This is a genomic window from Streptomyces sp. NPDC001381 (genome assembly GCF_042895685.1).
Lineage (GTDB): Bacteria > Actinomycetota > Actinomycetes > Streptomycetales > Streptomycetaceae > Streptomyces.
Genome location: NZ_JBIAWO010000012.1, coordinates 179,504 through 205,109, shown reverse-complemented (window position 1 = coordinate 205,109; position 25,606 = coordinate 179,504). Strand labels below are relative to the sequence as shown.

Sequence of the window (25,606 nt, the reverse complement as noted above, 5' to 3'; positions counted from 1 at the left end):
TTATCGTCCTACTGACGAAAATCGCGAGGGCGAGGGGGATCACTCATGGCCGACATCACCCGGCGGCTGGGCTGGCGCCATCTGCGCGGCGCCCCGACGGCACACATCCGCCACCACCGCTCGGGGACGCTCGTGCACGACGGGACCGGACTCAGCTTCTGGTTCCGCTCGCTGACCGCGGCGCTCTCCGAAGTGCCGGTCGACGACCGCGAGCTGGCCATGACCTTCCACGCCCGTACGGCCGACTTCCAGGACGTCGCCGTACAGGCGACGGTGACCTACCGGATCAGCGACCCCGCCGTGGCCGCCGCCCGCCTGGACTTCTCCATCGACCCGGACACCGGGGTCTGGCGCGGCGCGCCCCTGGAGCAGCTCGGCACCCTGCTGACCGAGACGGCCCAGCAGCACGCCCTGGACGTCCTCGCCCGCACACCGCTGGCGGAGGCACTGGTCGACGGGGTGACGGCGGTGCGGGAGCGGGTCGCGGCGGGGCTGGCGGCGGAGCCGCGCCTGCCCGCCACGGGCATCGAGGTGGTCGCCGTGCGCGTGGTCGCGCTGCGTCCGGAGCCCGAGGTGGAGCGCGCGCTGCGCACGCCGGCCCGCGAGCAGATCCAGCAGGAGGCCGACCGGGCGACGTACGAGCGGCGGGCGGTGGCCGTCGAGCGGGAGCGGACCATCGCCGAGAACGAACTGGCCAGCAAGATCGAACTCGCCCGGCGCGAGGAGCAGCTGGTCGAGCAGCGCGGCACCAACACCCGCCGCGAGGCGGAGGAGAGCGCGGCCGCGGACAAGGTGCGGGCGGAGGCCGAGGCGACCCGGACGGTCCGGCTGGCGGAGGCGGAGGCCGCGCGCTCGGTGAAACTGGCCGAGGCCGAGGCGGCCCGGGCCGTGAAGCTGTCCGAGGCGGAGGCGGCCACGCAGGTCCGGCTGGCCGACGCCGAGGCGCTGCGCTCGGAGCGGCTGTCCGAGGCGGAGTCGGCGCGCACGGTCAGGCTCGCGGAGGCGGAGGCCGCCCGTTCCGTACGGCTCGCCCGCGCGGAGGCCGAGGCGGCGCGCGAGGTCGGCGAGGCACGGGCCCAGGCCCAGGCGGCCTGGCTGCGGGTCCACGCGGACGTGGACGTGGCGACCCTGCACGCCCTCACCGGAACCCGTCTCGCGGAGAACCTGCCGCACATCGACAGCGTGACCGTCTCGCCGGACGTGCTGACCGGGCTGCTCGCCAAGCTGGGAGCCCGGGAGTGAGCCTCGCCCCGCGGGCCGTGCTGGTCCATCGCACCACGGAGTACGAGGAGTTGGTGGCCCGGCACGGCACGCACGGCCAGGCCGCCTTCTTCCTCTCCTCGCGGGGCAGGGACATCGAGGAGGTGGCGGAACGCCACCGCCGTACGAGGCGGGCCCTGGCGGAGGTGACGGCGGCGATTCCCCTGACCTGGCGTCAGACCCGGGTCGAGCGCGCCGACCTGGACCGCTTCCTCTTCGCGCCGGAGGACGTGGTGATCGTCGTCGGACAGGACGGTCTGGTGGCGAACGTCGCCAAGTACCTCGCCGGACAGCCGGTGGTGGGCATCGACACCGACCCCGGCCGCAACCCGGGCGTCCTGGTCCGTCACCGCCCGGGGGACGCCGGGGCGCTCCTGCCCTCGGTGTTCGCGTCCGCCACCGGCGGGTCCGAACTGACCATGGTCGAAGCCGTCGCCGACGACACGCAGCGGCTGCTGGCCCTCAACGAGATCTACCTCGGCGCCGCCGGTCACCAGACCGCCCGCTACCGCCTGGGCCTCGAGGACGACGGGGGTGTCGTCGAGGCCCAGGCATCCTCCGGGGTACTGGTCGGCACCGGCACGGGGGCCACCGGCTGGATCCGCTCGGTCTGGCAGGAACGCGGCGGCGGCCTGCGGCTGCCGGGGCCGACGGAGGAACGGCTGGTGTGGTTCGTACGCGAGGCGTGGCCGTCACCGGCGACGGGGACGTCGTGCGTGGCGGGCGAGCTGGCCGCCGGGGGCCGGCTGACCCTCACCGTCGAGTCCGAGCGGCTCGTCGCCTTCGGGGACGGCATCGAGAGCGACGCCGTGGAGCTGACCTGGGGGCAGACGGTGCGGGTCGGGGTGTGCGGGGAGCGGCTGCGACTGGTGGGATGAACGGCGGTTCCGGCGTCACCTGGGGGCAGGGACACGGCCGCCGGTGGCGCGGGGGCCGGTGACGCGGGAACTGGTGCGCGGAGTCCTGTGCGCGGAGTCCGGTGCGCGGGACATGGTGCACGGGACCGGTGCACGGGAACCGGCGGCACGGGCACGAGTGCGCGGGAACCGATGACGCCGGAACAGGTCACGCGGGACCGGGGACCCGTGACGCCGGAACAGGTCACGCGGGAGCGGGTGCACGAGAACCGGTGACACCGGAACCGGTGCACGGGAACCGGTGACACCGGAACCGGTGCGCCGGAACCAGTGACGCCCGAACCAGTGCACGGGAACCAGTGACGCCGGAACCGGTGTGCGCGCACCGGTGTGCGGCGCCCGGGGCGAGCCGGAGGGCCGGGCAGGTCCTCCGGCTCGCGCGGGCCGTCGGCCCGGCCGGGGTCACAGCCTCGGGTCCACCGGCTCCGACTCCAGCGCCAGCACTCCGAACACCGCCTCGTGGACCCGCCACAGCGGCTCGCCCTCGGCCAGCCGGTCCAGGGCCTCCAGACCGAGGACGTACTCGCGGATCGCGAGGGACCGCTTGTGGTTCAGGAAGCGTCCGCGCAGGCGTGCGAGGTGGTCGGGGCGCGTGTACTCCGGGCCGTAGATGATCCGGAGGTACTCGCGGCCCCGGCACTTGATGCCGGGCTGGACCAGGCGGCCCTGCCCGTCGCGCACGACCGCGCCGAGCGGCTTGACGACCATGCCCTCGCCGCCCCGGCCGGTCATCTCCAGCCACCAGTCGACGCCGGCCCGCACCGACTCGGGGTCGCCGGTGTCGACGTACAGGCGGCGGGTGGTCTGCAGCAGACCGGTGCTGTCGTGCTCCACCAGGCGGTCCAGCAGGGCCAGCTGACCGTCGTGGGGCAGGCTCGCCAGACTGCGGCCCTGGACCGCCAGGATCTGGAACGGTGCCAGGCGCACGCCGTCCAGGCCGTCCGTCGACCAGCAGTAGCGCCGGTACGCCTCCGTGAACGCCGCCGCGTCCGAGGCGCGTTCACGCTGCCGGGTCAGGAGGTCCGTGACGTCGACGCCCCTGGCCGCGGCGCCCTCCAGGGCGGCCAGCGCCCCCGGGAAGACCGCCCCGGAGGCGGCGCCCACCGCCGCGTACTGCGAGCGCAGCAGCCCCGACGCCTTCAGCGACCACGGCATCAGCTCGGCGTCCAGCAGCAGCCAGTCCGTGTCGAGCTCCGTCCAGATCCCCGCCTCGTCGACCGCCGTCCGTATCCGGCCGAGGATCTCCTCGGTCACCGACGCGTCGTCGAAGAACGGGCGGCCGGTGCGGGTGTACAGCGATCCCGTCGGCCCGTCCACGCCGAAGCGCCTGCGCGCCGCGTCGGCGTCGCGGCACACCAGGGCCACCGCCCGCGAGCCCATGTGCTTCTCCTCGCACACGACCCGCTCGACACCGTCCGCGGCGTACTGCGCGAACGCCTCCGCCGGGTGCTCCAGATAGCCCTCCACCCGGCTGGTCGCGGTCGGGGCCATGGTCGGCGGCAGGTACGGCAGCAGGCGCGGGTCGACCGCGAAACGGCTCATGACCTCCAGGGCCGCGGCCGCGTTCTCCTCGCGGATCGAGATCCGTGCCTGGCCGTCGTACCGGGTCTCGACGATCCGCCGGCCGTGGACGTCCGCCAGGGCCAGCGGACGTCCGTCGTGCCCGCCGGGCGCCTCCGACCTCAGCGGCCGGGCCGGCTCGTACCAGACCCGCTCCGCCGGTACGTCGACCAGCTCGCGCTCCGGCCAGCGCAGCGCGGTCAGCTTGCCGCCGAAGACGGCACCGGTGTCCAGGCAGATGGTGTTGTTCAGCCAGGTCGCCTCCGGGACGGGCGTGTGGCCGTAGACGACGGCCGCCCGGCCCCGGTAGTCCTCCGCCCACGGGTAGCGCACCGGCAGGCCGAACTCGTCGGTCTCGCCCGTGGTGTCGCCGTACAGCGCGTGCGAACGGACCCGGCCCGAGGTGCGGCCGTGGTACCGCTCCGGCAGACCGGCGTGGCAGACCACCAGCCGGCCGCCGTCGAGGACGTAGTGGCTGACCAGTCCGTCGATGAACGCCCGGACCTCGGCCCTGAACTCCTCGCTCTCGCCCTCCATCTGCTCGATCGTCTCGGCGAGTCCGTGGGTGTGCTGGACCTTGCGGCCCTTGAGGTGACGGCCGTACTTGTTCTCGTGGTTGCCGGGCACGCACAGGGCGTTGCCCGACTTGACCATCGACATCACGCGCCGCAGCACGCCCGGGCTGTCCGGGCCGCGGTCGACGAGGTCGCCGACGAACACCGCCTGCCGGCCCTCCGGGTGGACGCCGTCGGCGTAGCCCAGCTTGCCCAGCAGCGACTCCAGTTCGGCGGCGCAGCCGTGGATGTCACCGATGACGTCGAAGGGGCCGGTGAGGTGGGTCAGGTCGTTGAACCGCTTCTCGGTGACGACGGTGGCGTTCTCCACGTCCTCCACGCCCCGCAGGACGTGCACCTTGCGGAAGCCCTCACGCTCCAGGTGGCGCAGCGAACGCCGGAGTTCGCGGGTGTGGCGCTGGATGACCCGGCGGGGCATGTCGGCGCGGTCGGTACGGGCCGCGTTGCGCTCGGCGCACACCTCCTCCGGCACGTCGAGCACGATGGCGATGGGCAGCACGTCGTGCTTCCTGGCCAGCTCGACCAGCTGGCGGCGGGAGTCCTGCTGGACGCTGGTCGCGTCGACGACGGTGCGGCGGCCGGCCGCGAGCCGCTTGCCCGCGATGTAGTGCAGGACGTCGAAGGCGTCCCCCGTCGCGCTCTGGTCGTTCTCGTCGTCGGAGACCAGGCCTCGGCAGAAGTCGGAGGAGATGACCTCGGTGGGCTTGAAGTGGCGTCGCGCGAACGTCGACTTGCCGGAACCGGACGCGCCGATCAGCACGACGAGGGACAGGTCGGTGACGGGCAGCACCCGGCCCCCGGCCCGGGTCTGGATCTGGGTCTGGGTCTCGGTCATGCCGCCTTCGCCTCCTTCTCGTGCGTGGTCTTCGTGGTGGGCGCGCTCAGTTCGAACACGGCCATCTGCGTGGGCGGCCCCACCTCGGGGTCGTCCGGGCCGACGGGGCCGAACCGCACGTCGTATCCATGCCGTTCGGCCACCGCGGACGCCCAGGCGCGGAACTCCTCGCGGGTCCACTCGAAGCGGTGGTCGCCGTGCCGGACGTGTCCGGCCGGGAGACTCTCCCAGCGGACGTTGTACTCCACGTTCGGGGTGGTCACCAGGACCGTACGCGGGCGGGCCGAGCCGAACACCGCGTACTCCAGGGCCGGCAGCCGGGGCAGGTCGAGGTGCTCGATCACCTCGCTGAGCACGGCGGCGTCGTAGCCCCCCAGGCTGGTGTCGGTGTACGCGAGCGAGCCCTGCAGGAGCCGGACGCGGGACGCCTGCCGCTCGCCCATCCGGTCCAGCTTCAGGCGCCGGGCAGCGATGGTGAGCGCGCGCATCGACACGTCGACGCCGACGATCTCGGTGAACCGCGGGTCCTTCAGCAGCGCCTGTACCAACTCGCCCTGGCCGCAGCCGAGGTCGAGCACGCGTGTGGCCCCGGACGCCGTCAGCGCGGCGATGATCGCGTCCCGCCGCTGCACGGCCAGCGGGGTGGGCTTCTCCTCGGTCTCCGCCTCCGCCCCGACCGCGTTGTCGATGTCCTCGACCTCGCTGTCGTCGGTCTCGGCGAGCCGCACCAGCTCCAGGCGCTCCATCGCCTGCCGGGTCAGCGACCAGCGGCGCGAGAGATAGCGGCTGGTGATCAGCTTCTGCTCGGGGTGCTGGGGCAGCCAGCCCTCGCCCGCGCGCAGCAGCTTGTCGACCTCGTCGGAGGCGACCCAGTAGTGCTTGGCGTCGTCCAGGACCGGCAGCAGCACGTACAGATGGCGCAGTGCCTCGGCGAGGGTCAGCGTCTCCGACTCCAGGACCAGGCGGACGTACCGCGAGTCGCCCCACTCGGGGAACCGAGTGTCCAGGGCCACCGGGTCGGCGGTCACCGTCCAGCCGAGCGGCTCGAAGAGCCGGCTGACGAGACCGGCGCCGCCCCGGGCGGGCAGCGCGGGCACCTCGACGCGCAACGGCCTCGGCTGCGCGGGGAGTTCGGGCCTGGCGGTGCACACGCCCCGCATCGCGCTGGAGAAGACGGCGCTCAGCGCCACGGCGAGCAGCGAGGAGGCCGCGTAAGGGCGGTCGTTGACGTACTGGGCGAGCGCCGCGTCGGGGGCGCCGCCGCGGCCCTTTCCCTTGCCGCGCCTGACCAGCGCCACGGCATCCACCTCCAGCAGCAGCGCCGCCGTGCACCGCTGGGCGTCGGCCTCGGGGTAGAGGACGTGCGCCTTGCCGTAGGAGGTGGAGAACGCCTGCGATTTGTCGGGATGCTTGTGCAGCAGGTAGCCCAGATCGGTGGCGGGGCGTTCGGGGGTGCCGGTGGCGGTGATCGTCAGGAACACGGTGGTTGCCTCGAAAGAGTTCGGTAGAAGCGAAAGCGCTGGTAGTGCGCTCGCGCGCGCCTCCAACGTACAGAGATCGGCCGGGGTGCACGCGGGAATTTCCCGGCGTCCTCGCCGGCCTCGGTGGTGGTGCGGCGGAGCGGGCCGGCCGGGGACGGCGGACGCGCCGGGTCTCGCGGTGACCGGGCGCGGCGGGTCGTCGGGGGCGGCCGTGTCATGTGCCGACCTGCGGGAGACGGCCCGCCGGACCGGATCCGGCGGGCGTCCGGCCCTACGGCAGCTGTGACTGCACCTGGGCGGAGATCAGCTCCAGGTGGTCCAGGTCGTGCAGGTCGAGGACCTGGAGGTAGATCCGGCGGGAGCCGGTCCCGGCGTAGCGGCCGATCTTCTCGACGACCTCGGCCGGGGTGCCGGCCAGGCCGTTGGTCTTGAGTTCCTCGACCTCGCGGCCGATGGCGGCGGCGCGGCGGGCGACCTCCCGGTCGTCCTTGCCGACGCAGACGACGAGGGCGTTGGAGAAGGTGATCGCGTCGGCGTCCCGGCCGATCTCCTCGGCCGCGGCCCGCACCCGTCCGAACTGACGCTCACTGTCCTCGGGCGAGGAGAAGGGCATGTTGAACTCATCCGCGAACCGGGCCGCGAGCCGGGGCGTGCGGCTCGTACCGTGGCCGCCGATCAGCACCGGGATCTTCGGCTGGGCCGGCTTGGGCAGCGCGGGCGATTCCCTGAGGTCGTAGTACTCGCCGTGGAAGTCGAAGGTCTTGCCCGGCCGGGTGGCCCACAGGCCGGTGACGATCTCCAACTGCTCCTCCAGGCGGCCGAACTTCGCCTTGGGGAAGGGAATGCCGTACGCCGTGTGCTCCTCCTCGAACCAGCCCGCGCCCAGGCCGAGTTCCACACGGCCGCCGGACATCTGGTCCACCTGCGCGACCTGGATGGCGAGGACGCCGGGCAGCCGGAAGGTGGCGGCGGTCATGAGCGTGCCGAGGCGTATGCGCTTGGTCTCACGGGCGAGGCCGGCGAGGGTGATCCAGGCGTCCGTGGGGCCCGGAAGGCCGTCGACGTCGCCCATCTTCAGATAGTGGTCGGAGCGGAAGAAGGCGTCGAAGCCCAGGTCTTCGGTGGCCTTCGCCACGGTGAGGAGGGTGTCGTAGGTGGCACCCTGCTGGGGTTCGGTGAAGATACGAAGATCCATGTCCTCCATCCTGCCTGGCGAGGGCCCGCGCCGATGACCCGCCCGGGTTCATCTCTCCGGTAAGGCGGCCCCTTCCCTCTCCTCTCTCTCCTCTCTCGCCGCCAGCTTGCGCAGCATCTCCAGGACGCGGTCCCTGGACTCGTCGGCCGCGTCGATGGCCTCCATGCACTGCCAGTACGTGCCCTGGTCGTCCGCCGCGCTGGCGAGGGCGACCAGGGCGATGCCGACCTCGCCGAGCAGACCGCCCAGGTCGAGCAGGGCCCCGCGGGCGTCCTCCAGGGCGGTGAGCTGGGCGGCCCGCAGGTCACCGGGGTCGAGGTCGGGGGCGTCCAGCACTCCGCAGCCCCGGCCCGCCAGCTCCGTCAGCCCCAGGGCCTCGCCCCGCAGTTCGGGCGGGCCCGAGACAGCCAGGCGGCTTCCTATCGCCTGGGCCAGGGCCTGTGCCTGCCACACCTCCGTGAGGATCTCCGTCCTGCCGCCGCCGCCCGCGAGCGCACGCCTGCTCGTCAGGATGAGCCGCATCGCGTCCATGCGCAGCCCCCGTCTGTCCAGACGCGCTCCTCGCGCGTCCACCTGAACTCCCCTCGCGCACAGGGAGTGTTCCACTACCCAGAGTGAGGTCCAGTGGGACGAAAAGCCAGAGGAAGACGGAAATCTGTGGACAACAAATCGGTTTCGGACCGTTCGATGACTCCGGAGAGTGAAAGCGGACCGCGGAAATCCAGAGTTGTCCACAGCCGCTCAGGGTGCGGGGAACCTCCGCTCGTTGCGGTCGATCTTCGCGTCGAGGGCGGCGAGCGGGTCGATGCCGAGCACCTCGCACAGTTGCAGCAGATACGCGAGGACGTCGGCGACCTCGTCCGTCACCCGGTGGGCGGTCTCCGGGTCGTCCATGACGCGCGCCGACTCCTCCGGGGTCAGCCACTGGAAGATCTCGACCAGTTCGGAGGCCTCCACACTGAGCGCGGCGACGAGGTTCTTGGGGGTGTGGAAGGGCTGCCAGTTCCGCGCGGCGGCGAACTCGGCCAGCCTGCGCTGCAGGGTCGCCACGTCGAGGGGTTCGGGATGTTCGGTCACGGCCCCAGGTGTACCACCGTCACTCCCTCGGTCCGGACGGCGTACGACGGGTCGCTCACGGCGCCGACACAGCGGATGTGCCCGCGGTCGGCCATGCGCACGGCCAGCCGCAGCAGTCCGGTGCGCTGCCGGACGTCCAGGCCCCGGTCGAGGTTGTCGGTGAGCAGGGTGAGGGTCTGCATCGCGGAGGGCACCTCGCCGGCCGTGTCCAGGTCGAGGACGCCGGGGCCGGTGAGCAGGACCAGGGCGAGGGCGAGGTAGCGCAGTTCGCCGTAGCCGAGCCGGGCGAGTTCCGTGGCGGTGCCGTCGCCGCGGTCGAGCAGCGCGCGGACCGTGCCGTCGGACAGGAGCTCGGCCCGCAGGTCGGCGACCCGCCCGGCGCACCCGGCCTCCAGGGCCGTGACCAGGTGCGCGTGCCGGTGGGCGCACTCCTCGCGGGTGCGCAGGACCACGTCGGCGAGGTTGTCGCAGCCGCCGAGCAGCCGCCCGGAGCCGGTGGGCACCGGGGCTGCCATCCACTCCGGCTGCGGGTCGCACACGAAGACGGACCGCAGCGCGACGACCATCTGCTCGGCGGCGGCGAGCACCTGCCGCTGCCCGTCGGTCCTGCCGGCCACGCGCAGCGGCAGCAGGGCCGTGCCGAGCCGGTCGTCGGGCAGCGGGGCGCGGGTGACGGGCGCGGATCCGGCGGTGTGCCAGGCGGCCTGCACCGTGCGCCGGCCCGGATCACGCAGGGCGGTCTCCAGGAGCACGAGCCCGTCGGCGCTCAGCCGCTCCCCCACGACGCGCAGCTCGGGTTCGGCCTGGACGGCGACGTCGAGGCGGACCGGGCCCTCGGGGCCGTCGGCGGTGCAGCCGATACGGAACCCGCGGCGCCGCTGGGCGTCGGGCCGCGCCCGCTCGGGCACACAGGCGAGGGGGTCGGGGAAGACGTCGGCGAGCCGGGCTCCGCCGCCGAGCCGCGCCAGCGCCTCGTAGGCCCGCACGGCGGTGCTCTTCCCGCTCCCGCTCGGCCCGGCCAGCACGGTGACCACCCCCAGCGGGAACCGGGCCCGCCGGTGCCCGGCGAACGCGGAGAGCCGCAGCTCGGTGAGACAGGGGCGGACGGGGTGCCGGGGAGCGGGCCCCGGTGCGGGGGCCGGTGCGAAGGACGAGGCGCGTGGCGCGGTCATGTCCGGACCGTAGGACCGCGGGTTCCCGGCGAACCGTTCCGCCCCCGGGAGCTTCCTACGATCGGGCGACCACCGACGCTGACGCCGCAGGCCCCCGACCGGCCCCTGTCAGACCCCCGGCACCCCGGCTCCCTCCATGATCCCGCTCACCTCGGTGCCCGGTGGGGTGAGGAGGAAGACGTTGCGGTCGACGCGGTGCATGCCGCTGGCGAGGCCGAAGACTACGCCGGTGGAGAAGTCGAGGACGCGCTTGGCGACCTCGGTCTCCGCGCCGGTGAGGTCGAGCAGGACCGGGATGCCGGCCATGAGGGTCTCGGCGACCTCCCGGGCGTCCGCGAAGACATTGACCCGCAGGACGACGAAGCGGCGGCGCGTCTCCGTCTCGGCGTCGGGGAGCGCGCGGTGGTTCACCGCCGACGGCCACGCGTCCCGGCCTCTCAGCGGAACGACCTGGGCGAGCCCTTCCCACTGCTCATCGGTGACGTCGTACCGGTTCACCGGCTCCCCCCGAACTGACTCGCACTCAATGCCTGCACCGGCCAATTCTTACGCCAAGTCACCCGTTCGGCCCAACAGCGACACGGACCGCGACCGCCACAGAGACCCCACGGAGGCTTCTCGCCTCCCGCCCACCGGAACGTTCACGGCCGGGAACAACGCGCTCACCGGACGCAACTCCGTTCCTGTGCCATGCACTTGGCAGCCGGCGTCGCGACGAGTGGGTTCGCGAGCGGCGGGGGGGGGCGTGCTGCCGCGATTCACCGGGGTCGGCACAGCGTATGAAGGTGTCCTTTCCGACACAGCGGCCGCGGCCCCGGGTCCGGGGTCCGGGTCCGGGTCCGGGGTCCGGGGCCGGGTCCGGGGTCCGGGTTCGGGGTCCAGATCCGGGTCCGGGTCCGGGTCCAGGGGCCGCGCGGCGTGCGTCTCCGGTGCGCCGGGGCCGGGGCGCCGCGTCAGGCGGCCGTGGTGCGTGTGAAGCGGAGCGTGGCGGTGACCGCGGTCAGGCCCCGGATCATGCCCAGCTGGTTCCAGCCCAGGCCGAACTCGCCCCGGTCGACGGTGAATTCGGTGTCCAGCGTGAGGGCGTCGGCGCTCGCGCCGGTCAGCTTCGCGGTGCAGGTGTGGGGCCTGCTGATGCCCCGCACGGTGAGCTGCCCGGACACCTCGACCGTGTCGCCGGAGCGGAGTTCGGCGGACCGCACGGCGTAGGTGATCTCGGGGTGGTGCGCGGTGTCGAAGAAGTCGGCGCCGCGCAGGTGCTCGTCGCGCTTGGCGTTCTTCGTGTCGAGGGAGGCCACGTCCAGGGTGAGCGTGCCGGTGGCGGTGCCGTCGGCGGCCACCTCGCCGGCGCCGCTCACGGCGGCGAAGGTGCCCTTGACGGTCACCAGGCCCCACATCGTCCTGTGCCTCAGGGCGACGGCGGAGGCGCTCGCGTCGAGCTGCCACAGTCCGGTTTCCACGGCGACGGTCATGGTCTTCCCCTTACGAGTGGTTCAAATTTGGATGACTCACGCTAGCGGGTTATCCAAAATTGGACAACACTGTCGTTCAAAAATGGACAACAGGTACACTCGGACCATGGCCGACCTCGATGAGCAAGCCTCCGACCTGCCCGAATGCCCGTCCGCGAAGGGCACGGGACTGCTCCCGCCCGAGCTGCGCGCCTGGATGCTGCTGCTGGCCGCCACGGGAGCGGTGGAGCAGCGGCTGCGGTCGGTGGTCAAGGAGCGGCTCGATGTCTCGCACGACGAGTTCCTGGTCCTGTGCCTGCTGGCGGAACACCCCGGGGAGGGCCTGCGGATGACGCGGGTCGCGGAGCTGCTGGGCCGCCCGAAGACCCGGCTCACCTACCAGATCGCCTGCCTCCAGCACGCCGGCCTGGTCACCCGCAAGGCGGTCTGCGGCGACCGGCGAGGCGTCGAGATCGCCCTCACCGACAAGGCCCGCACCCTGCTGCGGGAGGCGTCCGGCTCCCTCGCCGAGACGGTCGCCGGGGCGCTGACCCACGTCGTGGGGCCGGACCAGTGCGCCGCGGTGCGAGGACTGCTGAATCTGGCGGGAGAAGCCGATCCGGGGCCGGCCTCCGAGGCCGTCGGCACGCCCGACTGAGCCTGCTTGGCCGTACGCCCCCTGGCACCCGGCGCCTGCCACGCGCGTCGACGGGAGGTGCGGGTACGACGCCGGGAGCCGGGCCGCGTGCTCCACCGACGCCTCGGCCTTCCGGCCGACCGTCGCGGGGCGGCGGGACCGGTCTGGCCGGACGGTGCGCCAACCCCGCCGGCCGTGGCGATCGACTGGTCGACGTACTGCGCCGCGCGGAGGCCGACGCCCGTACCTGTGTCGTCCAGCCCGGCATCGTGCCGGACGAGCTCAACCAGCGCCTCGCGCCGACCGGAACGGGGCTCGCGGCGGGCGGCGTCGCGGCGCGGGCGGCGCCCAAACGGCTGCGGGAGGGACGGGCGCGGGGGATCTCGGCGGAACCGGCCGTCGGCCGGGGCCCGAAAAGCCTTGCGGGAGCGGCCGTCGGCCGGGGCCCGCCGGGCCTTGGCGGACGTGGTCCCCGGAGTCTGTCCGCAGGGCCTTGCGGGAGCGGGCGGCGGGCGCCAGCCGACGCGGCGGAGGCCGGGCGCGAGATGCCCGGCCTCCGCATGAGTCCCTCGGGGGCTGTTCCTCAGCGGGCGTCCACCGGCTCCTTCGTACGCTCCGTGTCCGCCGGCTGCTGGGTCCGTGCCGTGCCGGAGGCGGCCCGGCGGCCGGGCAGTACGGCGAGGACGATCATCGTGCCCGCGGCCATGATGATCCCGCCGATGAGGCTGGTCTGGGCGACGCTGTGGGCGAAGGCCTCGTGCACGGCGTCGATGAGGGCCTGGGCCTGCTGGGGTCCGCCGGCCGGGTTCGTCGCTATCTGCTCGGCGACCGCGATACCGCCGCCCACCGAGTCCTTGGCCGTGTCCAGCGCGGCGGCCGGAAGGTGACCGCCGACCAGGTCGGACAGCTTGTCACGGTAGGCGGTGCCCAGCAGCGAGCCGAGGACGGCGATACCGAGGGAGCCGCCCAGTTCCAGCGCGGTGTCGTTCGCGCCGCCGCCGACGCCCAGCTCCGACTCGGGGAAGGAACCCATGATGGTGTCGGTGGCCGGGGAGACGCTCAGGCCGATCGCGAAGCCGAGCATCAGCAGCGACGGCAGGAAGTCGGTGTAGCCGGAGCCCGACTCGATCCGGGTCAGCAGGAACACACCCGCGCTGCCGATCGCCATGCCGGCCACCACCAGGGGCTTCATGCCCAGCTTCGGGGTCAGCCGGCCGGTGACCGCGGCGCCGGCGAACACGGCTCCGGCCAGCGGCAGCAGCCGTACGCCGGTCTCCAGCGCGTCGTAGCCGAGCACGAACTGCAGGTACTGCGTCGCGTAGTAGATGGAGCCGAAGGTGCCGAAGAAGAAGAACAGGACCGCGAGCATCGACCCGCTGAACGGCCGCCGGGCGAACTTGCGCACATCCAGCATGGGGTGCGGGTGGCGCAGCTCCCAGGCCACGAAGGCCGACAGACCCACGCCTGCGGCCACGGCCGCGGTGATCGGGCCGGTGCCCCAGCCGAAGTGCGGGCCCTCGATCGTGGCGTAGACGAGGGAGCCGACGGAGACGATCGACAGCAGACCGCCGACGTAGTCGATGCGGCCCATGGCCTCCGCCCTGGACGGCGGGACCAGAGCGAGCGCGCCGACGACGGCGGCGACCGCGATGGGGACGTTGATCAGGAAGGTCGAGTCCCAGGCGTGGTCCTCCAGCAGCCAGCCGGCCACCAGCGGGCCGACGGCGATGGCCAGACCGGAGGTGGCGGTCCAGGCCGTGATGGCCTGGGCCCGCTCCCGCCTGGGGAACATCGCGACGAGCAGCGACAGCGTCGCCGGCATGACCACCGCGGCGCCGACTCCCATGATCGCCCGGGCCGTGATGACGAGGGCCGTCTCGTCCACGAGGCTGCCCATGACCGAGCCGCCCGCGAAGACCAGCAGACCGACGATGAGCGCGCCCCGGCGGCTGTACTTGTCGCCGATCGAGCCCAGCACCAGCATCAGCGCGGCGTACGGGACGGTGTAGCCGTCGATGACCCACTGTAGGTCACTGCTGGACAGGCCCAGGTCGGTCGTCATGTCCGGCGCGGCCACGATCAGCGAGGTGTTCGCCATGACCACGATCAGCAGACTCAGGCACAGCACGAGAAGGGCCCACCAGCGCCGCTGATACGGCCCCGTCATCTTCTCCACGGGTGTGGTGGCAAGGAAAGGCATGGGGACTCCTAGCGGCGACGAGATAATTGCCCACTGGTGTGCAGAGTAGGTGATTGCTCAGCAGTGTGCAAATAGCGTGGGCCGGAGAACGCCGAAGGGGGCCCTCCGGGAGGGCCCCCTTCGTCACGTTCCTTCGCGCCGGACCTGCCGTACGCCCCTCAGTCCTCGCCGCGGGACCCCATCACCGTCACGACCGCCGCCTCCGGCGCGACCTCCGCGACCACGGCCCGCGCACGGTCGACCGGCACCCCGGCCGCGATGAGCGTGACGACGGCCGCCCGGGTCCCGTCGTCCTCCAGGGCGCCGGTGTTGACCTGCTCCAGCAGGGCGAAGTGCATGGCCTCCAGGCCCGCGCTCAGCACGGCGGGCGGCAACTGCGCATGGAAGACGCCGGCATCCCGGCCCCGCTCCAGGATGGACGTGACCTCGTCACGGGCCGGCGCCAGGATCTCCGCGACGCGCTCCACGCCCAGGTCGCGCCGGGCCAGCGACAGAAGCAGCCGGTAGCGGTCGCCGACGGGCCAGATGCAGCGCACGAAGTGCGCGAGCGCCCGCTCGGCCGGCTCCTCGGGCCGCCTGGCGGTCTCCAGCACCCCGCGCAGCGTCTCGGAGGCCTCCTCCGCGAGCGCCTCCAGCAGTGCCGCGCGCCCGGGGAAGTGCCCGAAGAGGGTGCGCCGCACGACACCGGAGGCGCGCGCCAGCTCCTCCAGGGTGATGTCCGGGTTCAGGCCGAGCTCCCGGCGGGCCGTGGCGAGGATGCGCGCCCGGTTGGACCGCGAGTTTCGGCGCTGCGGCTCGCGGGCCACGGGCTTGGTCACGGGGGAACCTCGGTGGATCGGTACGAACGTCGGCCCGCCCATTCTGGCACGCCGTTTCCGGTCACACCCCTGACGGCCCAGCCGCCCCACGGGCCGCATCCACCCCCTTCCCGTATCGACCATAAAGGGACGAAACGGGTACGATGTGACACGCCAAACTTGGCGCGCTCGTTTTCTTGAATTATTCGTGTTTAGCGAAGTAGGTTGTTCCCCATGACTGCACCCCAGCCCCGAACCGTCGCCGAAGAGCTGCGCGGTGCCGGCCTGCGGGTGACGGCCGCCCGCGTCGCACTGCTCGAGACCGTCCGCGACGGCGATCACCTCGACGTCGAGACGATCGCGTCCGGAGTGCGCGACCGCGTCGGCCACATCTCCGTACAGGCCGTGTACGAGGCGCTGCACGCGCTGACCGCGGCCGGACTCGTGCGCCGCATCGAGCCGCCCGGCAGCCCGGCGCGGTTCGAGGGGCGCGTCGGGGACAACCACCACCATCTCGTGTGCCGGTCGTGCGGTGTCGTCGCCGACGTCGACTGCGCGGTCGGCCACGCCCCCTGTCTCACCGCGGCCGACGACCGCGGCTTCGCGATCGACGAGGCCGAGGTCATCTACTGGGGCCTGTGCCCCGCCTGTTCCACCGCCGGTACCGCAGCACCGTGACCCCCCAGTCCGGAAGGATTCCCATGTCTGAGAACACCCCCGCCGAAGCGAAGTGCCCGGTAGCGCACGACCGGGCCGCGCACCCGACCCAGGGCGGCGGCAACCGCCAGTGGTGGCCGGAGCGGCTCAACCTGAAGATCCTCGCCAAGAACCCGGCGGTGGCGAACCCCCTCGGTGAGGACTTCGACTACGCGGCGGCGTTCAAGGCCCTCGATCTGGAGGCCGTGAAACAGGACATCGCCGAGGTCCTCACCACCTCGCAGGACTGGTGGCCGGCCGACTTCGGCAACTACGGCCCGCTGATGATCCGCATGGCCTGGCACAGCGCGGGCACCTACCGCATCAGCGACGGCCGCGGCGGCGCCGGCGCGGGCCAGCAGCGCTTCGCCCCGCTGAACAGCTGGCCGGACAACGCCAACCTGGACAAGGCCCGCCGTCTGCTGTGGCCGGTCAAGAAGAAGTACGGCCAGTCCATCTCCTGGGCCGACCTCATGATCCTCACCGGCAACGTCGCGCTGGAGCAGATGGGCTTCGAGACCTTCGGCTTCGGCGGCGGCCGCGAGGACGTCTGGGAGGCCGAGGAGGACGTGTACTGGGGTCCCGAGACCACCTGGCTCGACGACCAGCGCTACAGCGGCGACCGCGAGCTGGAGAACCCGCTCGGCGCGGTCCAGATGGGCCTCATCTACGTCAACCCGGAGGGCCCCAACGGCAACCCGGACCCGCTGGCCGCGGCCCGCGACATCCGTGAGACGTTCCGCCGCATGGCGATGAACGACGAGGAGACCGTCGCGCTGATCGCCGGTGGTCACACCTTCGGCAAGACCCACGGCGCGGGCCCCGCGGACCACGTCGGCGCCGACCCCGAGGCCGCCTCGATCGAGGACCAGGGCCTGGGCTGGAAGAGCACCTACGGCACGGGCAAGGGCGGCGACACCATCACGTCCGGCCTCGAGGTCACCTGGACCGCGACGCCCACCCGGTGGAGCAACGGCTTCTTCAAGAACCTCTTCGAGTACGAGTACGAGCTGACCGAGTCCCCGGCCGGCGCCAAGCAGTGGGTGGCCAAGAACGCCGAGGCGATCGTCCCCGACGCGCACGACCCGTCGAAGAAGCACCTCCCGACGATGCTCACCACCGACCTGTCGCTGCGCTTCGACCCGGTCTACGAGCAGATCTCGCGCCGCTTCTACGAGAACCCCGACCAGTTCGCGGACGCCTTCGCCCGCGCCTGGTACAAGCTGACCCACCGTGACATGGGCCCGAAGTCGCTGTACCTCGGCCCGGAGGTCCCCGAGGAGACCCTGCTCTGGCAGGACCCGCTGCCGGAGGCCGAGGGCGAGACCATCGACGCCGCCGACGTCGCGGCCCTGAAGGCCAAGCTGCTCGGGTCGGGTCTGACCGTCTCGCAGCTCGTCTCCACCGCGTGGGCCTCGGCCTCGACCTTCCGCGGCAGCGACAAGCGCGGCGGCGCCAACGGCGCCCGTATCCGCCTGGAGCCGCAGCGCGGCTGGGAGGTCAACGACCCCGACCAGCTGCGGCACGTCCTGAGCGTCCTCGAGGGCATCCAGTCGGAGTTCAACTCCGGCGCCAAGAAGGTCTCCCTGGCCGACCTGATCGTCCTCGGCGGTGCCGCCGCGGTCGAGAAGGCCGCCAAGGACGCGGGCTTCGACGTGGAGGTCCCGTTCACGCCGGGCCGCGTGGACGCGACCGAGGAGCACACGGACGCCGAGTCGTTCGCCGCGCTGGAGCCGGCCTGGGACGGCTTCCGCAACTACGTCGGCAAGGGCACCCGCCTGCCGGCCGAGTACCTGCTGCTCGACAAGGCCAACCTGCTCACCCTGAGCGCCCCCGAGATGACGGTCCTCGTCGGCGGTCTGCGCGTCCTGGGCGCCAACACCGGCCAGTCCTCGCACGGCGTCCTCACCGACAGGCCGGGCACGCTGACCAACGACTTCTTCGTCAACCTGCTCGACCTGGGCACGACCTGGAAGTCGACCTCGGCGGACCAGCACACCTTCGAGGGCCGCGACACCGCCTCGGGCGAGCTGAAGTGGACCGGCACCCGTGCCGACCTCGTCTTCGGCTCCAACTCCGAGCTGCGCGCCCTGGCGGAGGTCTACGCCGGCGACGACGCGAAGGAGAAGTTCGTGAACGACTTCGTCGCGGCCTGGGTCAAGGTCTCGAACCTGGACCGGTTCGACCTGGTCTGATCCCCACGGGGTCGATCGCGGGACGACGGAGGGCGTCCGGGGTGTCCCGGGCGCCCTTCGGCGCGTCCGCCGCACCGGGGACGGGCCGCGTCCAGACGCGGCCGGCCCAGCCGAAGTCGGCCAAGTACTCCCTCGGACACCGGCCCGAGGTCGGCGAACCCGATGTCGTCCGCGCCGATCACCGGGTCCGGAGGTGAACGGGCGGTCAGCGACCGCATCCGCGACCCGGGGAGGCCGCGCTCCCCGATCTCCGCGAAGAGCCGTTCGGCCTTCGCCTGGCTTCGCACCCGTGCCGCGCGTGGGTTCGTCGTCCGCCGTGGCCCCGAGGCAGGCCGCCCGGTCGTTCCCGGCAACCGTGGGACGTCCCGCCGGACGGGGCCGTCACGCACCGGTTCGCCAACTCCCCGCGCCCGTACCTAGGCTGCTGCGGCACCCGGCGTCAGCACCGGGAGCCCGGCGCGCGGAACGCTTCGACGACACCGGACCGCACCAGGAGGAGCCCCCACGTGACCAGCCGTGTCAGTTTCGTCTCGCCCGCCATGAACGCGTCGGCGCGTCAGGTCCGCTTCGACGACGGGGGCTCGATCGACGCGGGCGGCAGGGCGCGGGCCCGTGCCGCGGCCGGATCCCTGCCCGCCGCCGTACGGGTCGTGGTCTCGCCCAGTGTGCGCTGCCGGGAGACCGCGGCCGCCCTCGGCCTCGACGCCGCGGAGGCTCAGGAGCTGGCGGGGCTGGACGTGGGGCGCTGGCGGGGCCTGACCCTCGCGGAGGTCGGCGCGGACGAGCCGGAGGGGCTGGGCCGGTGGCTCACCGATCCGTCCTCCGCGCCGCACGGCGGGGAGTCCGTGGAGGACCTGTGCGCGCGGGTGGGACGCTGGCTGGACGCGGCCCTGGAAACGGACGGCCGTACGCTCGCGGTGGTCGAGCCGGAGGTCGTACGGGCCGTGGCGGCGCAGGTGCTGGGGGCGCCGCCGGCCGCCTTCTGGCGGGTCGACGTGGCGCCTCTGACGGTGACTTCGGTCAGCGGACGCGACGGCCGCTGGAATCTGCGGCTGGGCCACCCGCTGGACTCGCCCGACCCCGAGCCCGCCGGATCCTGAGGTGCCCGACCGCACACGAGAGGGCCCCCGGATGTTCCGTGGGCCCTCGCGTCGTCCTGGCCGGCCGCTCTACCGCGGGGCGGCCACCGCCGCGCCCGCGGACACCGCCGCGGGCTTCGGGTGCAGCAGCCGCTCGGCCAGTTCACCGAAGACGAGGCCGAAGCCCGTCCACAGCGTGACCTGCATGGCGAGGGTGGAGAGGCGGAACCGCCACAGCAGGGTGGCCGGGAAGTCCGCCGGGACCTCGTTGACCGAGGGCAGGAACGCGTACGCCAGACCGATGACGGCGACGAAGCCGAGCACGGCGGCCACGGTGGCGTACCAGTTGCCCAGCGCCGGTGCGAGCCGCTTGCCGACGATCACCGCGGCGACCGAGAGCAGGACGCCGAGCACCATCATCAGGAAGAACAGCGTGGTCCGCTTGGCGATGGTGTCGTGGTCACCGACCGCGGGCGGGTTCGCGGGGTACTTCAGGAACGGCACGACGTACACGGCGAGCAGCGCGGCACCCGAGAGCAGCAGCGCCGTGGCCCGTGGACCGAAGCGGCCCACCCGGCCGAGGGCGAAGCAGTACGCGAGGGCGGCGATGCCTCCGAAGGCCACCCCGTAGACCAGTACGCCGGTGGCCAGACCGGCGGTGGACTGCAGGCTGCGGGAGACGAGTTCGACCTCGTGCTCGTGTCCTGGAGCGTGGGACTCCTCGAAGCCGATGGCGCTGTCGACGTTCGGCTCACCGAGGAAATAGGCGACGATCAGGGCGAGCACGCCGGCACCGAGGCCGGCGAGCATGCCCCGCACGAGAAGGTTTCTCACCGTTGCGGAGTTCATGGGTGTGCGGCGTCCCTCGTCAGTGGCAGGGGAAGCCGAGCAGGTGGCGGGCGTCATGCACCCACTCGTGGACCTCCTCGCCGGAGACGACGGATGTGGCGCCCTGCTCGGCGCCGACGAAGTAGAGCAGGACCAGCATCAGGACGCCGAAGAAGACCGCCCAGGGAGCGATGGCCCTCAGCGGCAGCTTGGCGGGTACGACAGGTGCGGTGGTGGTCGGCTGGGCGACATGCTGCGCCATGGCAGGGCCTCCTCTGGGAGTTCGCGTCCCATCTCGGTGGTGCACAGGACGACGGCCCCGGGTCTGACTCGCGAACGCCCCCTCCTGGGGCGCCCGTCCACAGTGGCGCGACCGTGCCGGATTCACACCGGCTTCCGTGATGCCGTCGTCGATATCAGAGCGACGGTACCCTGTGCCGCGCCTGTGGCCAATACCGCCCCACCTGGCGTGATCCTGCTCGCCCCCGCCGAGTGGCCCGGATCACCGGCTTCAGTCGAAGTCATGGGCGGTGAAAGCGACACAGACGACCGTGCCGTCCTCCTCCTTCACCTCGTAGCCGTCCCGCTCCTCGCCCACGACCGGGAAGAACAGGACGTTGCCCTCCCGGTCCGGATCGGTGACGATCTCCGCGTAGTTGGCCCGGCGGCCCTCGTGGTCCCCGGCCGCGATGACGCGCCGGGCCTCGCGGAGGTCGGCCTCGGCGTCGCGCCCGGCGACGGACGACGGGTCGAACGGGGGGCTGCACAGGACGGCGTACCCCTCCACCGGCGCCGGTTCGTAACCGCCGTATCCGTCGCCCCAGTCGGCCGCGACGATCCGGGCCGGATCCGCCAGGGGCACGACGACCACGCTGACCCGGGCGACGGGCGGCCCGCCGTCCTCCTGGTGCCGGTGGAAGCCGGCGTACACGGGGGCCTTGCGCACACCGGAGGGCAGGTCACCGTGCCACCAGGCACCGGCGGTCGCCATGCCGAACCAGGTGATCTCCTCCGCCACCGTCAACTCTCCGGCGCGCGCGAACCATTCCGGCCGGGGGATCGCCCCGCCGTGGCCGTCGATGTGGTCGACCCACCGCCACAACAGGTCCTCCACCGTGTCCACGGCGGCGGAAGCGGTCGCGTCCTCGGCTGCTGTCATGCCGTCAGCATGGCAGTGGGGTCTGACAATCCCCGGGGCGAAGCGGCGCCGGTGCCCCGGTCGCTACGCCGTCGTGCGCGCCGCCGCGGCCCGGGTCAGGGTCGACGCGGTCCGTACGGCGCTGGTGACGGCCTCCTCGGGGTCGAGCCCGCACGGATCGGTGAGGGTGAACAGCGCCTCGGCGCTCATGACCACCGCGAGGTCCCGTTCGAGCTGGGTGAAGGCGTCCGGGTCCGTCGCGCCGAGCGTGTCCCGAAGAGGCAGGAGTGCGTGGTCGATCAGCCCGAATCGGATCCCGGGCCGGTTCGTCACCGTCTCGGGCCGGGTGATGGTGGCGGCGATCATCGCCCCGAGGGTGAGAGGCGGTCGCCCGGGCGGTCCCTGGCGGACGGCCGGAGTGACACGGTACGGGCCGGGCATCCGGTTGTTCGGGCTCGTCCGGCAGCCCGTGAACCTCCGTTTCATGGACCAGTGGGAGATCCGACGTGATACTCGACGGCGTACCGACATCCCCTGCGCGCAACACCGCGACAGGCTCGCCAGACCCGGCAGGCTCGCCAGACGTGGCGGACGCCGCAGCGCGCAAACAGCGCCTGCGCCGTCGCCTCGAGCGGCTGATCGGCGTGGCCGCCACCGAAGGCAACGAACTCGTGCCGCTGCGCAACGGTGACGAGATCTTCCCCGCGATGCTCGGGGCGATCCGTTCGGCTCGGCACACCATCGACATGATGACGTTCGTGTACTGGCGGGGGCAGATCGCCCACGACTTCGCCGCCGCCCTGGCCGACCGCGCCCGCGCGGGAGTGCGGGTGCGGCTGCTGCTCGACGGGTTCGGCGCCAAGGAGATCGAGGGGCGGCTGCTGGACCTCATGAGCGGCGCCGGTGTGCAGGTGGCCTGGTTCCGCAAACCCGTGTGGCTGTCGCCGTTCAAGCAGAATCACCGCTGTCACCGCAAGGCGCTCGTCGTCGACGAGCAAACCGCCTTCACCGGCGGCGTCGGCATCGCGGAGGAATGGTGCGGTGACGCCCGCGACCCGGGCGAGTGGAGGGACACCCACGTCCAGGTGCGCGGTCCGGCCGTGGACGGCATCGCGGCCGCGTTCGCGCAGAACTGGGCGGAGTGCCACGACGAACTCTTCGACGACCGCGACCGCTTCACGGCGCACCCACAGGCCGGCTCGTCGGTGGTGCAGGTGGTCCGCGGTTCCGCGAGCATCGGCTGGCAGGACATGCAGACCCTCATCCGGGTCATGCTCACCTCCGCCGAGGAACGCTTCCGGCTGGCCACCGCCTACTTCGCCCCGGACTCCTACTTCATCGACCTGCTGTGCGAGACCGCTCGGCGGGGCGTGCGGGTCGAGATCCTGCTGCCCGGTCCGCACACCGACCAGCGCGCCTGTCAGCTCGCCGGGCAGCACCACTACACGCGTCTGCTGCGGGCCGGTGTGCACATCCGTCAGTACCAGCCGACCATGATGCACGCCAAGATCATCACCGTGGACTCGGTGGCCTCCCTCATCGGATCCACCAATTTCAACCGGCGGTCCATGGACCACGACGAAGAGGTGATGCTCGCCGTCCTGGACGAGGAGTTCACCGCCGTGCTCGACCGCGACTACGAGGCGGACCTGAAGCGCAGCGTGGAGATCGACCTCAGCCGGTGGAGACGCCGGGCGATACTGCAGCGTGCCAAGGAAGCCGCCGTCACCCCGGTCCGGCGCTTCCTGTGAGCCGGCCGGCCCTCCGGCCGCCACCGCGCCCGTCATACGTGCGGGGCCCGGCCGACGGTGTCGGCCGGGCCCCGGCATGAGAACGCGTCAACAGGTCAGGTCACCATCGGTACCAGCGGCCCCGGCCACCACCTGCCGTGGTGGAGCGCATGACGAAGCCGAGCAGCCACAGCACCAGGACGACGACGGCGACCCACCAGAGGACCTTGACGGCGAAGCCGGCACCGAAGAGGAGCAGGGCAATAAGCAGAACAAGAAGCAAGGGAACCATGTTTATCAACCTCCTGAAGACCGGGTTCCCTGCAATTCCTCCGCCATTCCCTCAGGACCCTTTGTTTGTGAAGGAAATAAGCCCTCGGCACTGCCCAGCATTGCCCCGCATTGCCCATCGGAATACGAAAGGGGCCTGCCCGGAGTGATTCCGGGCAGGCCCCTTCGCGGCGGTACGACCGAGGGCCGGGCACGCGGCCGTCAGGTGGTGCTGAGCATGCCTTCGCGCAGGCGGACCAGAAGACGGGAGAGCAGCCGGGAGACGTGCATCTGGGAGACGCCGAGACGTTCCCCGATCTGGGCCTGGGTGAGTTCCTCGACGAACCGCCAGTGGATGATCTTGCGCTCGCGTTCGTCGAGTTCGGCGATCATCGGGGCGAGGGCGTGGAAGTCCTCGATCAGGCCGAGGGCGGCGTCCTCGTCACCGATGAAGTCCGCCAGCGCGGCCTCTCCGTCCTCGCTGCCGTTGATCGCCGCGTCCAGGGACGTGGACTTGTAGCCGTTGGAGGCCAGTTGGGCCTCGACGACCTCGTTCTCCGGAAGGCTCATGAGCTCGGAGAGCTCCTTGGTCGTCGGGGTCCGGCCCAGTCGGCTGCGCAGTTCCTCGTTGGCGCGGGCGAGCTGGACGCGGGCTTCCTGGAGCCGGCGCGGGACGTGCACGGCCCAGGACGTGTCGCGGAAGAACCGCTTGATCTCGCCCACGATGTACGGCACGGCGAAGGAGGTGAACTCGACTTCGCGGGACAGCTCGAACCGGTCGATCGCCTTGATGAGTCCGATCATGCCGACCTGGACGATGTCCTCCATCTCCTCCGGCCCCCGGCTGCGGAACCGGCCGGCCGCGTAGCGGACCAGGGACATGTTCATCTCGATCAGCGTGTTGCGCGCGTACTGGTACTCGGGCGTGCCCTCCTCCACCACCGCCAGCTGGTCGAAGAACAGCCGCGACAACTCACGCGCGTCCTTGGGTGCGACCTTGGAAGGGTCCGCGATCTCCGGAACGTCCACCGTCTGCCCAGCGGTCTGCACGGTCGTCGTCATCATGCGTCCCTCCCCATCGATCGGCCTTGTGCCTGCCGGTCCGTCGTCCGGCAAGCTCGCGTCTACCCCGCCCCCGCACCTGCATGCCTCGAACGGCTGTCAATCCTGTCCGGGCTCTCCGTGGCTGCGTACGATCTCCTTCACCTTGGCGACCGCGAAGCCCCACCCCTGCTCGACGGTCGGCTTGGCCGGAACGGCGATCTCGTCGGGGTTGGTGAGGACGTCGAGCAGGACCGGGCCCGGACTGCGGAAGGCGCGGCGCACGGCGCTCTCCAGGCCGGCCGCGTCGGTCACGCGGATGCCGGTGACGCCCATGGCCTCGGCGACGGCGGCGAAGTCGGGGTTGTCGAGCACGGTGCCGAACTCGGGCAGACCGGCCTGCTCCTGTTCGAGTTTCACCATGCCCAGGCGGCGGTTGTCGAAGACGACGAGCTTGACGGGAAGGCGGTACGTCTTCAGGGTCATGAGGTCGCCCAGGAGCATGCTCAGTCCGCCGTCGCCGCAGAAGGCCACGACCTGGCGCTCGCGGTCCAGGCACTGGGCGCCCAGAGCCCGGGGTGACGACCGTCCGTCCCTCGGGCACGTCCCGGACCCGGGCGATCTCGGCGTTCACCTTGGCCCCCGGCAGCACCCCGCCGATGCCGGGCTTCGCGCCCTGCGACAGTTTCAGGGACACGCACTTGACGTGATCGTGCGCGGCCTTGTCGGCGAACTCGGCCGCGTCGAAGTCGCCGTCCCCGGTGCGGCAGCCGAAGTACCCGGTGCCGATCTCCCACACGAGGTCACCGCCCGGTCGGAGGTGATACTCGGACAGCCCGCCCTCACCGGTGTCCTGGGCGAAGCCCCCGGCCGCGGCACCCCCGTTGAGCGCGAGGACCGCGTTGGCGGACAGCGAGCCGAAACTCATCGCCGAGACGTTCAGCAGGGCCATGCCGTACGGCCGGCCGCAGTCCGGGCCGCCGATCCGCACGCGCGGCGGGGCCTTGGGCACCGGGCAGGGCGCCATCGACCGGACCAGGTACTCGTGGCCGGGCTGGTACACGTCCCGTTCGGTGCCGAACGGCTCCTCCGCGTCGGTGCCCTTGGCACGCTCGTAGACGATGCTGCGCACGTCCCGGTCGAAGGGACGCCCGTCGTAGTTCCGCTCGATGAAGTACTGCTGCAGTTCCGGACGTATGCGCTCCAGGAGAAAGCGGGCATGGCCGAGGACGGGATAGTTGCGCAGCACCGAGTGCCGGCGCTGCACCAGGTCCCGGACACCCAGCACGCCCACGAACGTGAGCGGCAGGGCCACGAGCCACCAGGAGGGCGAGACGCCGACCGCCGCGGCCGAGGCCCCGAGGGCGGTCACCAGGGTCAGGACGACGATTCCCACACGGATCACACCTGGCGCATTGCCCGGTTGCCGGCCACCATGCGTGCCGACCGGTCACGGATGCTCCCGGTCGCCG

General features: G+C 72.2%; 23 protein-coding genes, 2 pseudogenes and 1 riboswitch. Of the genes and pseudogenes, 7 read left to right on the top strand and 18 right to left on the bottom strand.

What is annotated here, in order from left to right:
- Positions 1–45: 45 nt before the first annotated feature.
- Together ACFY2L_RS34825 and ACFY2L_RS34820 are read left to right on the top strand one after the other, a co-directional pair.
- A complete protein-coding gene (locus tag ACFY2L_RS34825; protein WP_390661803.1) occupies positions 46–1,242 on the top strand; it encodes an SPFH domain-containing protein in 1,197 nt (398 codons plus the stop codon).
- On the top strand, positions 1,239–2,138 hold the full coding sequence (locus ACFY2L_RS34820) for a hypothetical protein (protein WP_390661804.1): 900 nt from the start codon (positions 1,239–1,241) through the stop codon (positions 2,136–2,138). The genes ACFY2L_RS34825 and ACFY2L_RS34820 overlap by 4 nt, the downstream gene beginning before the upstream one ends.
- A 441-nt stretch (positions 2,139–2,579) precedes the next feature.
- Here the strand turns inward: ACFY2L_RS34820 and ACFY2L_RS34815 are convergent, their stop codons facing one another.
- The 8 genes from ACFY2L_RS34815 to ACFY2L_RS34780 all read right to left on the bottom strand — a co-directional run bounded on the left by ACFY2L_RS34815 (position 2,580) and on the right by ACFY2L_RS34780 (position 11,544).
- Complete coding sequence (locus ACFY2L_RS34815; RefSeq protein ID WP_390824329.1) at positions 2,580–5,147, bottom strand: polynucleotide kinase-phosphatase; 2,568 nt, start codon at positions 5,145–5,147, stop codon at positions 2,580–2,582.
- Positions 5,144–6,628, bottom strand: coding sequence for a 3' terminal RNA ribose 2'-O-methyltransferase Hen1 (locus ACFY2L_RS34810; RefSeq protein ID WP_390824328.1), 1,485 nt, complete (start codon positions 6,626–6,628; stop codon positions 5,144–5,146). The genes ACFY2L_RS34815 and ACFY2L_RS34810 overlap by 4 nt, the downstream gene beginning before the upstream one ends.
- Positions 6,629–6,899: 271 nt before the next feature.
- Positions 6,900–7,823 carry an LLM class F420-dependent oxidoreductase gene (locus ACFY2L_RS34805; RefSeq protein ID WP_390661807.1) on the bottom strand — a complete coding sequence of 308 codons (924 nt, stop codon included), beginning with the start codon at positions 7,821–7,823 and terminating at the stop codon, positions 6,900–6,902.
- Positions 7,824–7,871: 48 nt separating this feature from the next.
- On the bottom strand, positions 7,872–8,354 hold the full coding sequence (locus tag ACFY2L_RS34800; protein ID WP_390661963.1) for a DUF6099 family protein: 483 nt from the start codon (positions 8,352–8,354) through the stop codon (positions 7,872–7,874).
- Between the two features lie 210 nt (positions 8,355–8,564).
- Entirely contained in the window at positions 8,565–8,900 is a 336-nt protein-coding gene (locus ACFY2L_RS34795) for a nucleotide pyrophosphohydrolase (RefSeq protein ID WP_390661808.1), read from the bottom strand.
- Positions 8,897–10,072 carry an ATP-binding protein gene (locus tag ACFY2L_RS34790; RefSeq protein WP_390824327.1) on the bottom strand — a complete coding sequence of 392 codons (1,176 nt, stop codon included), beginning with the start codon at positions 10,070–10,072 and terminating at the stop codon, positions 8,897–8,899. The genes ACFY2L_RS34795 and ACFY2L_RS34790 overlap by 4 nt, the downstream gene beginning before the upstream one ends.
- A 108-nt stretch (positions 10,073–10,180) precedes the next feature.
- Entirely contained in the window at positions 10,181–10,570 is a 390-nt protein-coding gene (locus ACFY2L_RS34785; protein ID WP_390661810.1) for a cell division protein SepF, read from the bottom strand.
- Positions 10,571–11,025: 455 nt separating this feature from the next.
- Positions 11,026–11,544 carry a YceI family protein gene (locus tag ACFY2L_RS34780; protein WP_390661811.1) on the bottom strand — a complete coding sequence of 173 codons (519 nt, stop codon included), beginning with the start codon at positions 11,542–11,544 and terminating at the stop codon, positions 11,026–11,028.
- A gap of 106 nt (positions 11,545–11,650) precedes the next feature.
- Between ACFY2L_RS34780 and ACFY2L_RS34775 the strand changes: the two genes are divergently transcribed.
- Positions 11,651–12,181 carry a MarR family winged helix-turn-helix transcriptional regulator gene (locus tag ACFY2L_RS34775; RefSeq protein ID WP_390661812.1) on the top strand — a complete coding sequence of 177 codons (531 nt, stop codon included), beginning with the start codon at positions 11,651–11,653 and terminating at the stop codon, positions 12,179–12,181.
- 562 nt (positions 12,182–12,743) lie between these two features.
- On the opposite strand, the gene ACFY2L_RS34770 is transcribed toward ACFY2L_RS34775, so the two are convergent.
- Together ACFY2L_RS34770 and ACFY2L_RS34765 are read right to left on the bottom strand one after the other, a co-directional pair.
- Positions 12,744–14,360 (bottom strand): MFS transporter, encoded by a 1,617-nt coding sequence (locus tag ACFY2L_RS34770; protein ID WP_390824326.1) that lies wholly within the window; start codon positions 14,358–14,360, stop codon positions 12,744–12,746.
- A 158-nt stretch (positions 14,361–14,518) separates the two neighbouring features.
- The gene (locus ACFY2L_RS34765) at positions 14,519–15,178 is read right to left on the bottom strand and encodes a TetR/AcrR family transcriptional regulator (RefSeq protein ID WP_390824325.1); all 660 of its coding nucleotides are present in this window, start codon (positions 15,176–15,178) and stop codon (positions 14,519–14,521) included.
- A 213-nt stretch (positions 15,179–15,391) separates the two neighbouring features.
- Between ACFY2L_RS34765 and ACFY2L_RS34760 the strand changes: the two genes are divergently transcribed.
- The 3 genes from ACFY2L_RS34760 (at position 15,392) to ACFY2L_RS34750 (ending at position 19,148) form a co-directional block, all read left to right on the top strand.
- Positions 15,392–15,835: a Fur family transcriptional regulator gene (locus ACFY2L_RS34760; RefSeq protein WP_390661815.1), complete on the top strand. Its 444-nt coding sequence runs from the start codon at positions 15,392–15,394 to the stop codon at positions 15,833–15,835.
- A gap of 23 nt (positions 15,836–15,858) precedes the next feature.
- On the top strand, positions 15,859–18,048 hold the full coding sequence (gene katG, locus ACFY2L_RS34755) for a catalase/peroxidase HPI (RefSeq protein ID WP_390824324.1): 2,190 nt from the start codon (positions 15,859–15,861) through the stop codon (positions 18,046–18,048).
- Between the two features lie 506 nt (positions 18,049–18,554).
- Positions 18,555–19,148: a histidine phosphatase family protein gene (locus ACFY2L_RS34750; RefSeq protein ID WP_390824323.1), complete on the top strand. Its 594-nt coding sequence runs from the start codon at positions 18,555–18,557 to the stop codon at positions 19,146–19,148.
- A gap of 69 nt (positions 19,149–19,217) precedes the next feature.
- On the opposite strand, the gene ACFY2L_RS34745 is transcribed toward ACFY2L_RS34750, so the two are convergent.
- From ACFY2L_RS34745 to ACFY2L_RS34730, 4 genes are all read right to left on the bottom strand, one after another.
- Entirely contained in the window at positions 19,218–19,976 is a 759-nt protein-coding gene (locus ACFY2L_RS34745) for a CbtA family protein (RefSeq protein WP_390824322.1), read from the bottom strand.
- A 19-nt stretch (positions 19,977–19,995) separates the two neighbouring features.
- The gene (locus ACFY2L_RS34740) at positions 19,996–20,217 is read right to left on the bottom strand and encodes a CbtB-domain containing protein (RefSeq protein ID WP_390661819.1); all 222 of its coding nucleotides are present in this window, start codon (positions 20,215–20,217) and stop codon (positions 19,996–19,998) included.
- A gap of 61 nt (positions 20,218–20,278) precedes the next feature.
- A riboswitch (cobalamin riboswitch) is annotated at positions 20,279–20,353 on the bottom strand.
- 113 nt (positions 20,354–20,466) lie between these two features.
- Positions 20,467–21,114, bottom strand: coding sequence for a hypothetical protein (locus ACFY2L_RS34735; RefSeq protein WP_390824321.1), 648 nt, complete (start codon positions 21,112–21,114; stop codon positions 20,467–20,469).
- A 63-nt stretch (positions 21,115–21,177) separates the two neighbouring features.
- The gene (locus tag ACFY2L_RS34730) at positions 21,178–21,459 is read right to left on the bottom strand and encodes a hypothetical protein (protein WP_390661821.1); all 282 of its coding nucleotides are present in this window, start codon (positions 21,457–21,459) and stop codon (positions 21,178–21,180) included.
- A gap of 140 nt (positions 21,460–21,599) precedes the next feature.
- Between ACFY2L_RS34730 and ACFY2L_RS34725 the strand changes: the two genes are divergently transcribed.
- Positions 21,600–22,844: a phosphatidylserine/phosphatidylglycerophosphate/cardiolipin synthase family protein gene (locus tag ACFY2L_RS34725; protein ID WP_390824320.1), complete on the top strand. Its 1,245-nt coding sequence runs from the start codon at positions 21,600–21,602 to the stop codon at positions 22,842–22,844.
- 100 nt (positions 22,845–22,944) lie between these two features.
- Here ACFY2L_RS34725 and ACFY2L_RS34720 read toward each other — a convergent pair whose 3' ends face one another.
- The 4 genes and pseudogenes from ACFY2L_RS34720 to ACFY2L_RS34705 all read right to left on the bottom strand — a co-directional run.
- Complete coding sequence (locus ACFY2L_RS34720) at positions 22,945–23,115, bottom strand: hydrophobic protein (RefSeq protein WP_390824319.1); 171 nt, start codon at positions 23,113–23,115, stop codon at positions 22,945–22,947.
- A gap of 200 nt (positions 23,116–23,315) precedes the next feature.
- Entirely contained in the window at positions 23,316–24,158 is an 843-nt protein-coding gene (locus ACFY2L_RS34715; RefSeq protein WP_390661824.1) for a SigB/SigF/SigG family RNA polymerase sigma factor, read from the bottom strand.
- A 96-nt stretch (positions 24,159–24,254) separates the two neighbouring features.
- Positions 24,255–24,713: pseudogene (locus ACFY2L_RS34710) on the bottom strand (thiamine pyrophosphate-dependent enzyme); the annotation flags it as partial.
- A pseudogene (locus ACFY2L_RS34705) lies at positions 24,622–25,539 on the bottom strand (glutamate synthase-related protein); the annotation flags it as partial. The pseudogenes ACFY2L_RS34710 and ACFY2L_RS34705, both read right to left, overlap by 92 nt.
- Between the last annotated feature and the right edge of the window lie 67 nt (positions 25,540–25,606).

What these genes read in the sequence shown, in the direction of transcription:
- ACFY2L_RS34780 (WP_390661811.1), bottom strand. Translation starts at nt 11,544, where the DNA reads ATGACCGTCGCCGTGGAAACCGGACTGTGGCAGCTCGACGCGAGCGCC.
- ACFY2L_RS34735 (WP_390824321.1), bottom strand. Translation starts at nt 21,114, where the DNA reads ATGACAGCAGCCGAGGACGCGACCGCTTCCGCCGCCGTGGACACGGTG.
- ACFY2L_RS34730 (WP_390661821.1), bottom strand. Translation starts at nt 21,459, where the DNA reads ATGATCGCCGCCACCATCACCCGGCCCGAGACGGTGACGAACCGGCCC.
- ACFY2L_RS34800 (WP_390661963.1), bottom strand. Translation starts at nt 8,354, where the DNA reads ATGGACGCGATGCGGCTCATCCTGACGAGCAGGCGTGCGCTCGCGGGC.
- ACFY2L_RS34815 (WP_390824329.1), bottom strand. Translation starts at nt 5,147, where the DNA reads ATGACCGAGACCCAGACCCAGATCCAGACCCGGGCCGGGGGCCGGGTG.
- ACFY2L_RS34715 (WP_390661824.1), bottom strand. Translation starts at nt 24,158, where the DNA reads ATGATGACGACGACCGTGCAGACCGCTGGGCAGACGGTGGACGTTCCG.
- ACFY2L_RS34740 (WP_390661819.1), bottom strand. Translation starts at nt 20,217, where the DNA reads ATGGCGCAGCATGTCGCCCAGCCGACCACCACCGCACCTGTCGTACCC.
- ACFY2L_RS34770 (WP_390824326.1), bottom strand. Translation starts at nt 14,360, where the DNA reads ATGCCTTTCCTTGCCACCACACCCGTGGAGAAGATGACGGGGCCGTAT.
- ACFY2L_RS34775 (WP_390661812.1), top strand. Translation starts at nt 11,651, where the DNA reads ATGGCCGACCTCGATGAGCAAGCCTCCGACCTGCCCGAATGCCCGTCC.
- ACFY2L_RS34825 (WP_390661803.1), top strand. Translation starts at nt 46, where the DNA reads ATGGCCGACATCACCCGGCGGCTGGGCTGGCGCCATCTGCGCGGCGCC.
- katG (WP_390824324.1), top strand. Translation starts at nt 15,859, where the DNA reads ATGTCTGAGAACACCCCCGCCGAAGCGAAGTGCCCGGTAGCGCACGAC.
- ACFY2L_RS34805 (WP_390661807.1), bottom strand. Translation starts at nt 7,823, where the DNA reads ATGGATCTTCGTATCTTCACCGAACCCCAGCAGGGTGCCACCTACGAC.
- ACFY2L_RS34760 (WP_390661815.1), top strand. Translation starts at nt 15,392, where the DNA reads ATGACTGCACCCCAGCCCCGAACCGTCGCCGAAGAGCTGCGCGGTGCC.
- ACFY2L_RS34720 (WP_390824319.1), bottom strand. Translation starts at nt 23,115, where the DNA reads ATGGTTCCCTTGCTTCTTGTTCTGCTTATTGCCCTGCTCCTCTTCGGT.
- ACFY2L_RS34745 (WP_390824322.1), bottom strand. Translation starts at nt 19,976, where the DNA reads ATGAACTCCGCAACGGTGAGAAACCTTCTCGTGCGGGGCATGCTCGCC.
- ACFY2L_RS34790 (WP_390824327.1), bottom strand. Translation starts at nt 10,072, where the DNA reads ATGACCGCGCCACGCGCCTCGTCCTTCGCACCGGCCCCCGCACCGGGG.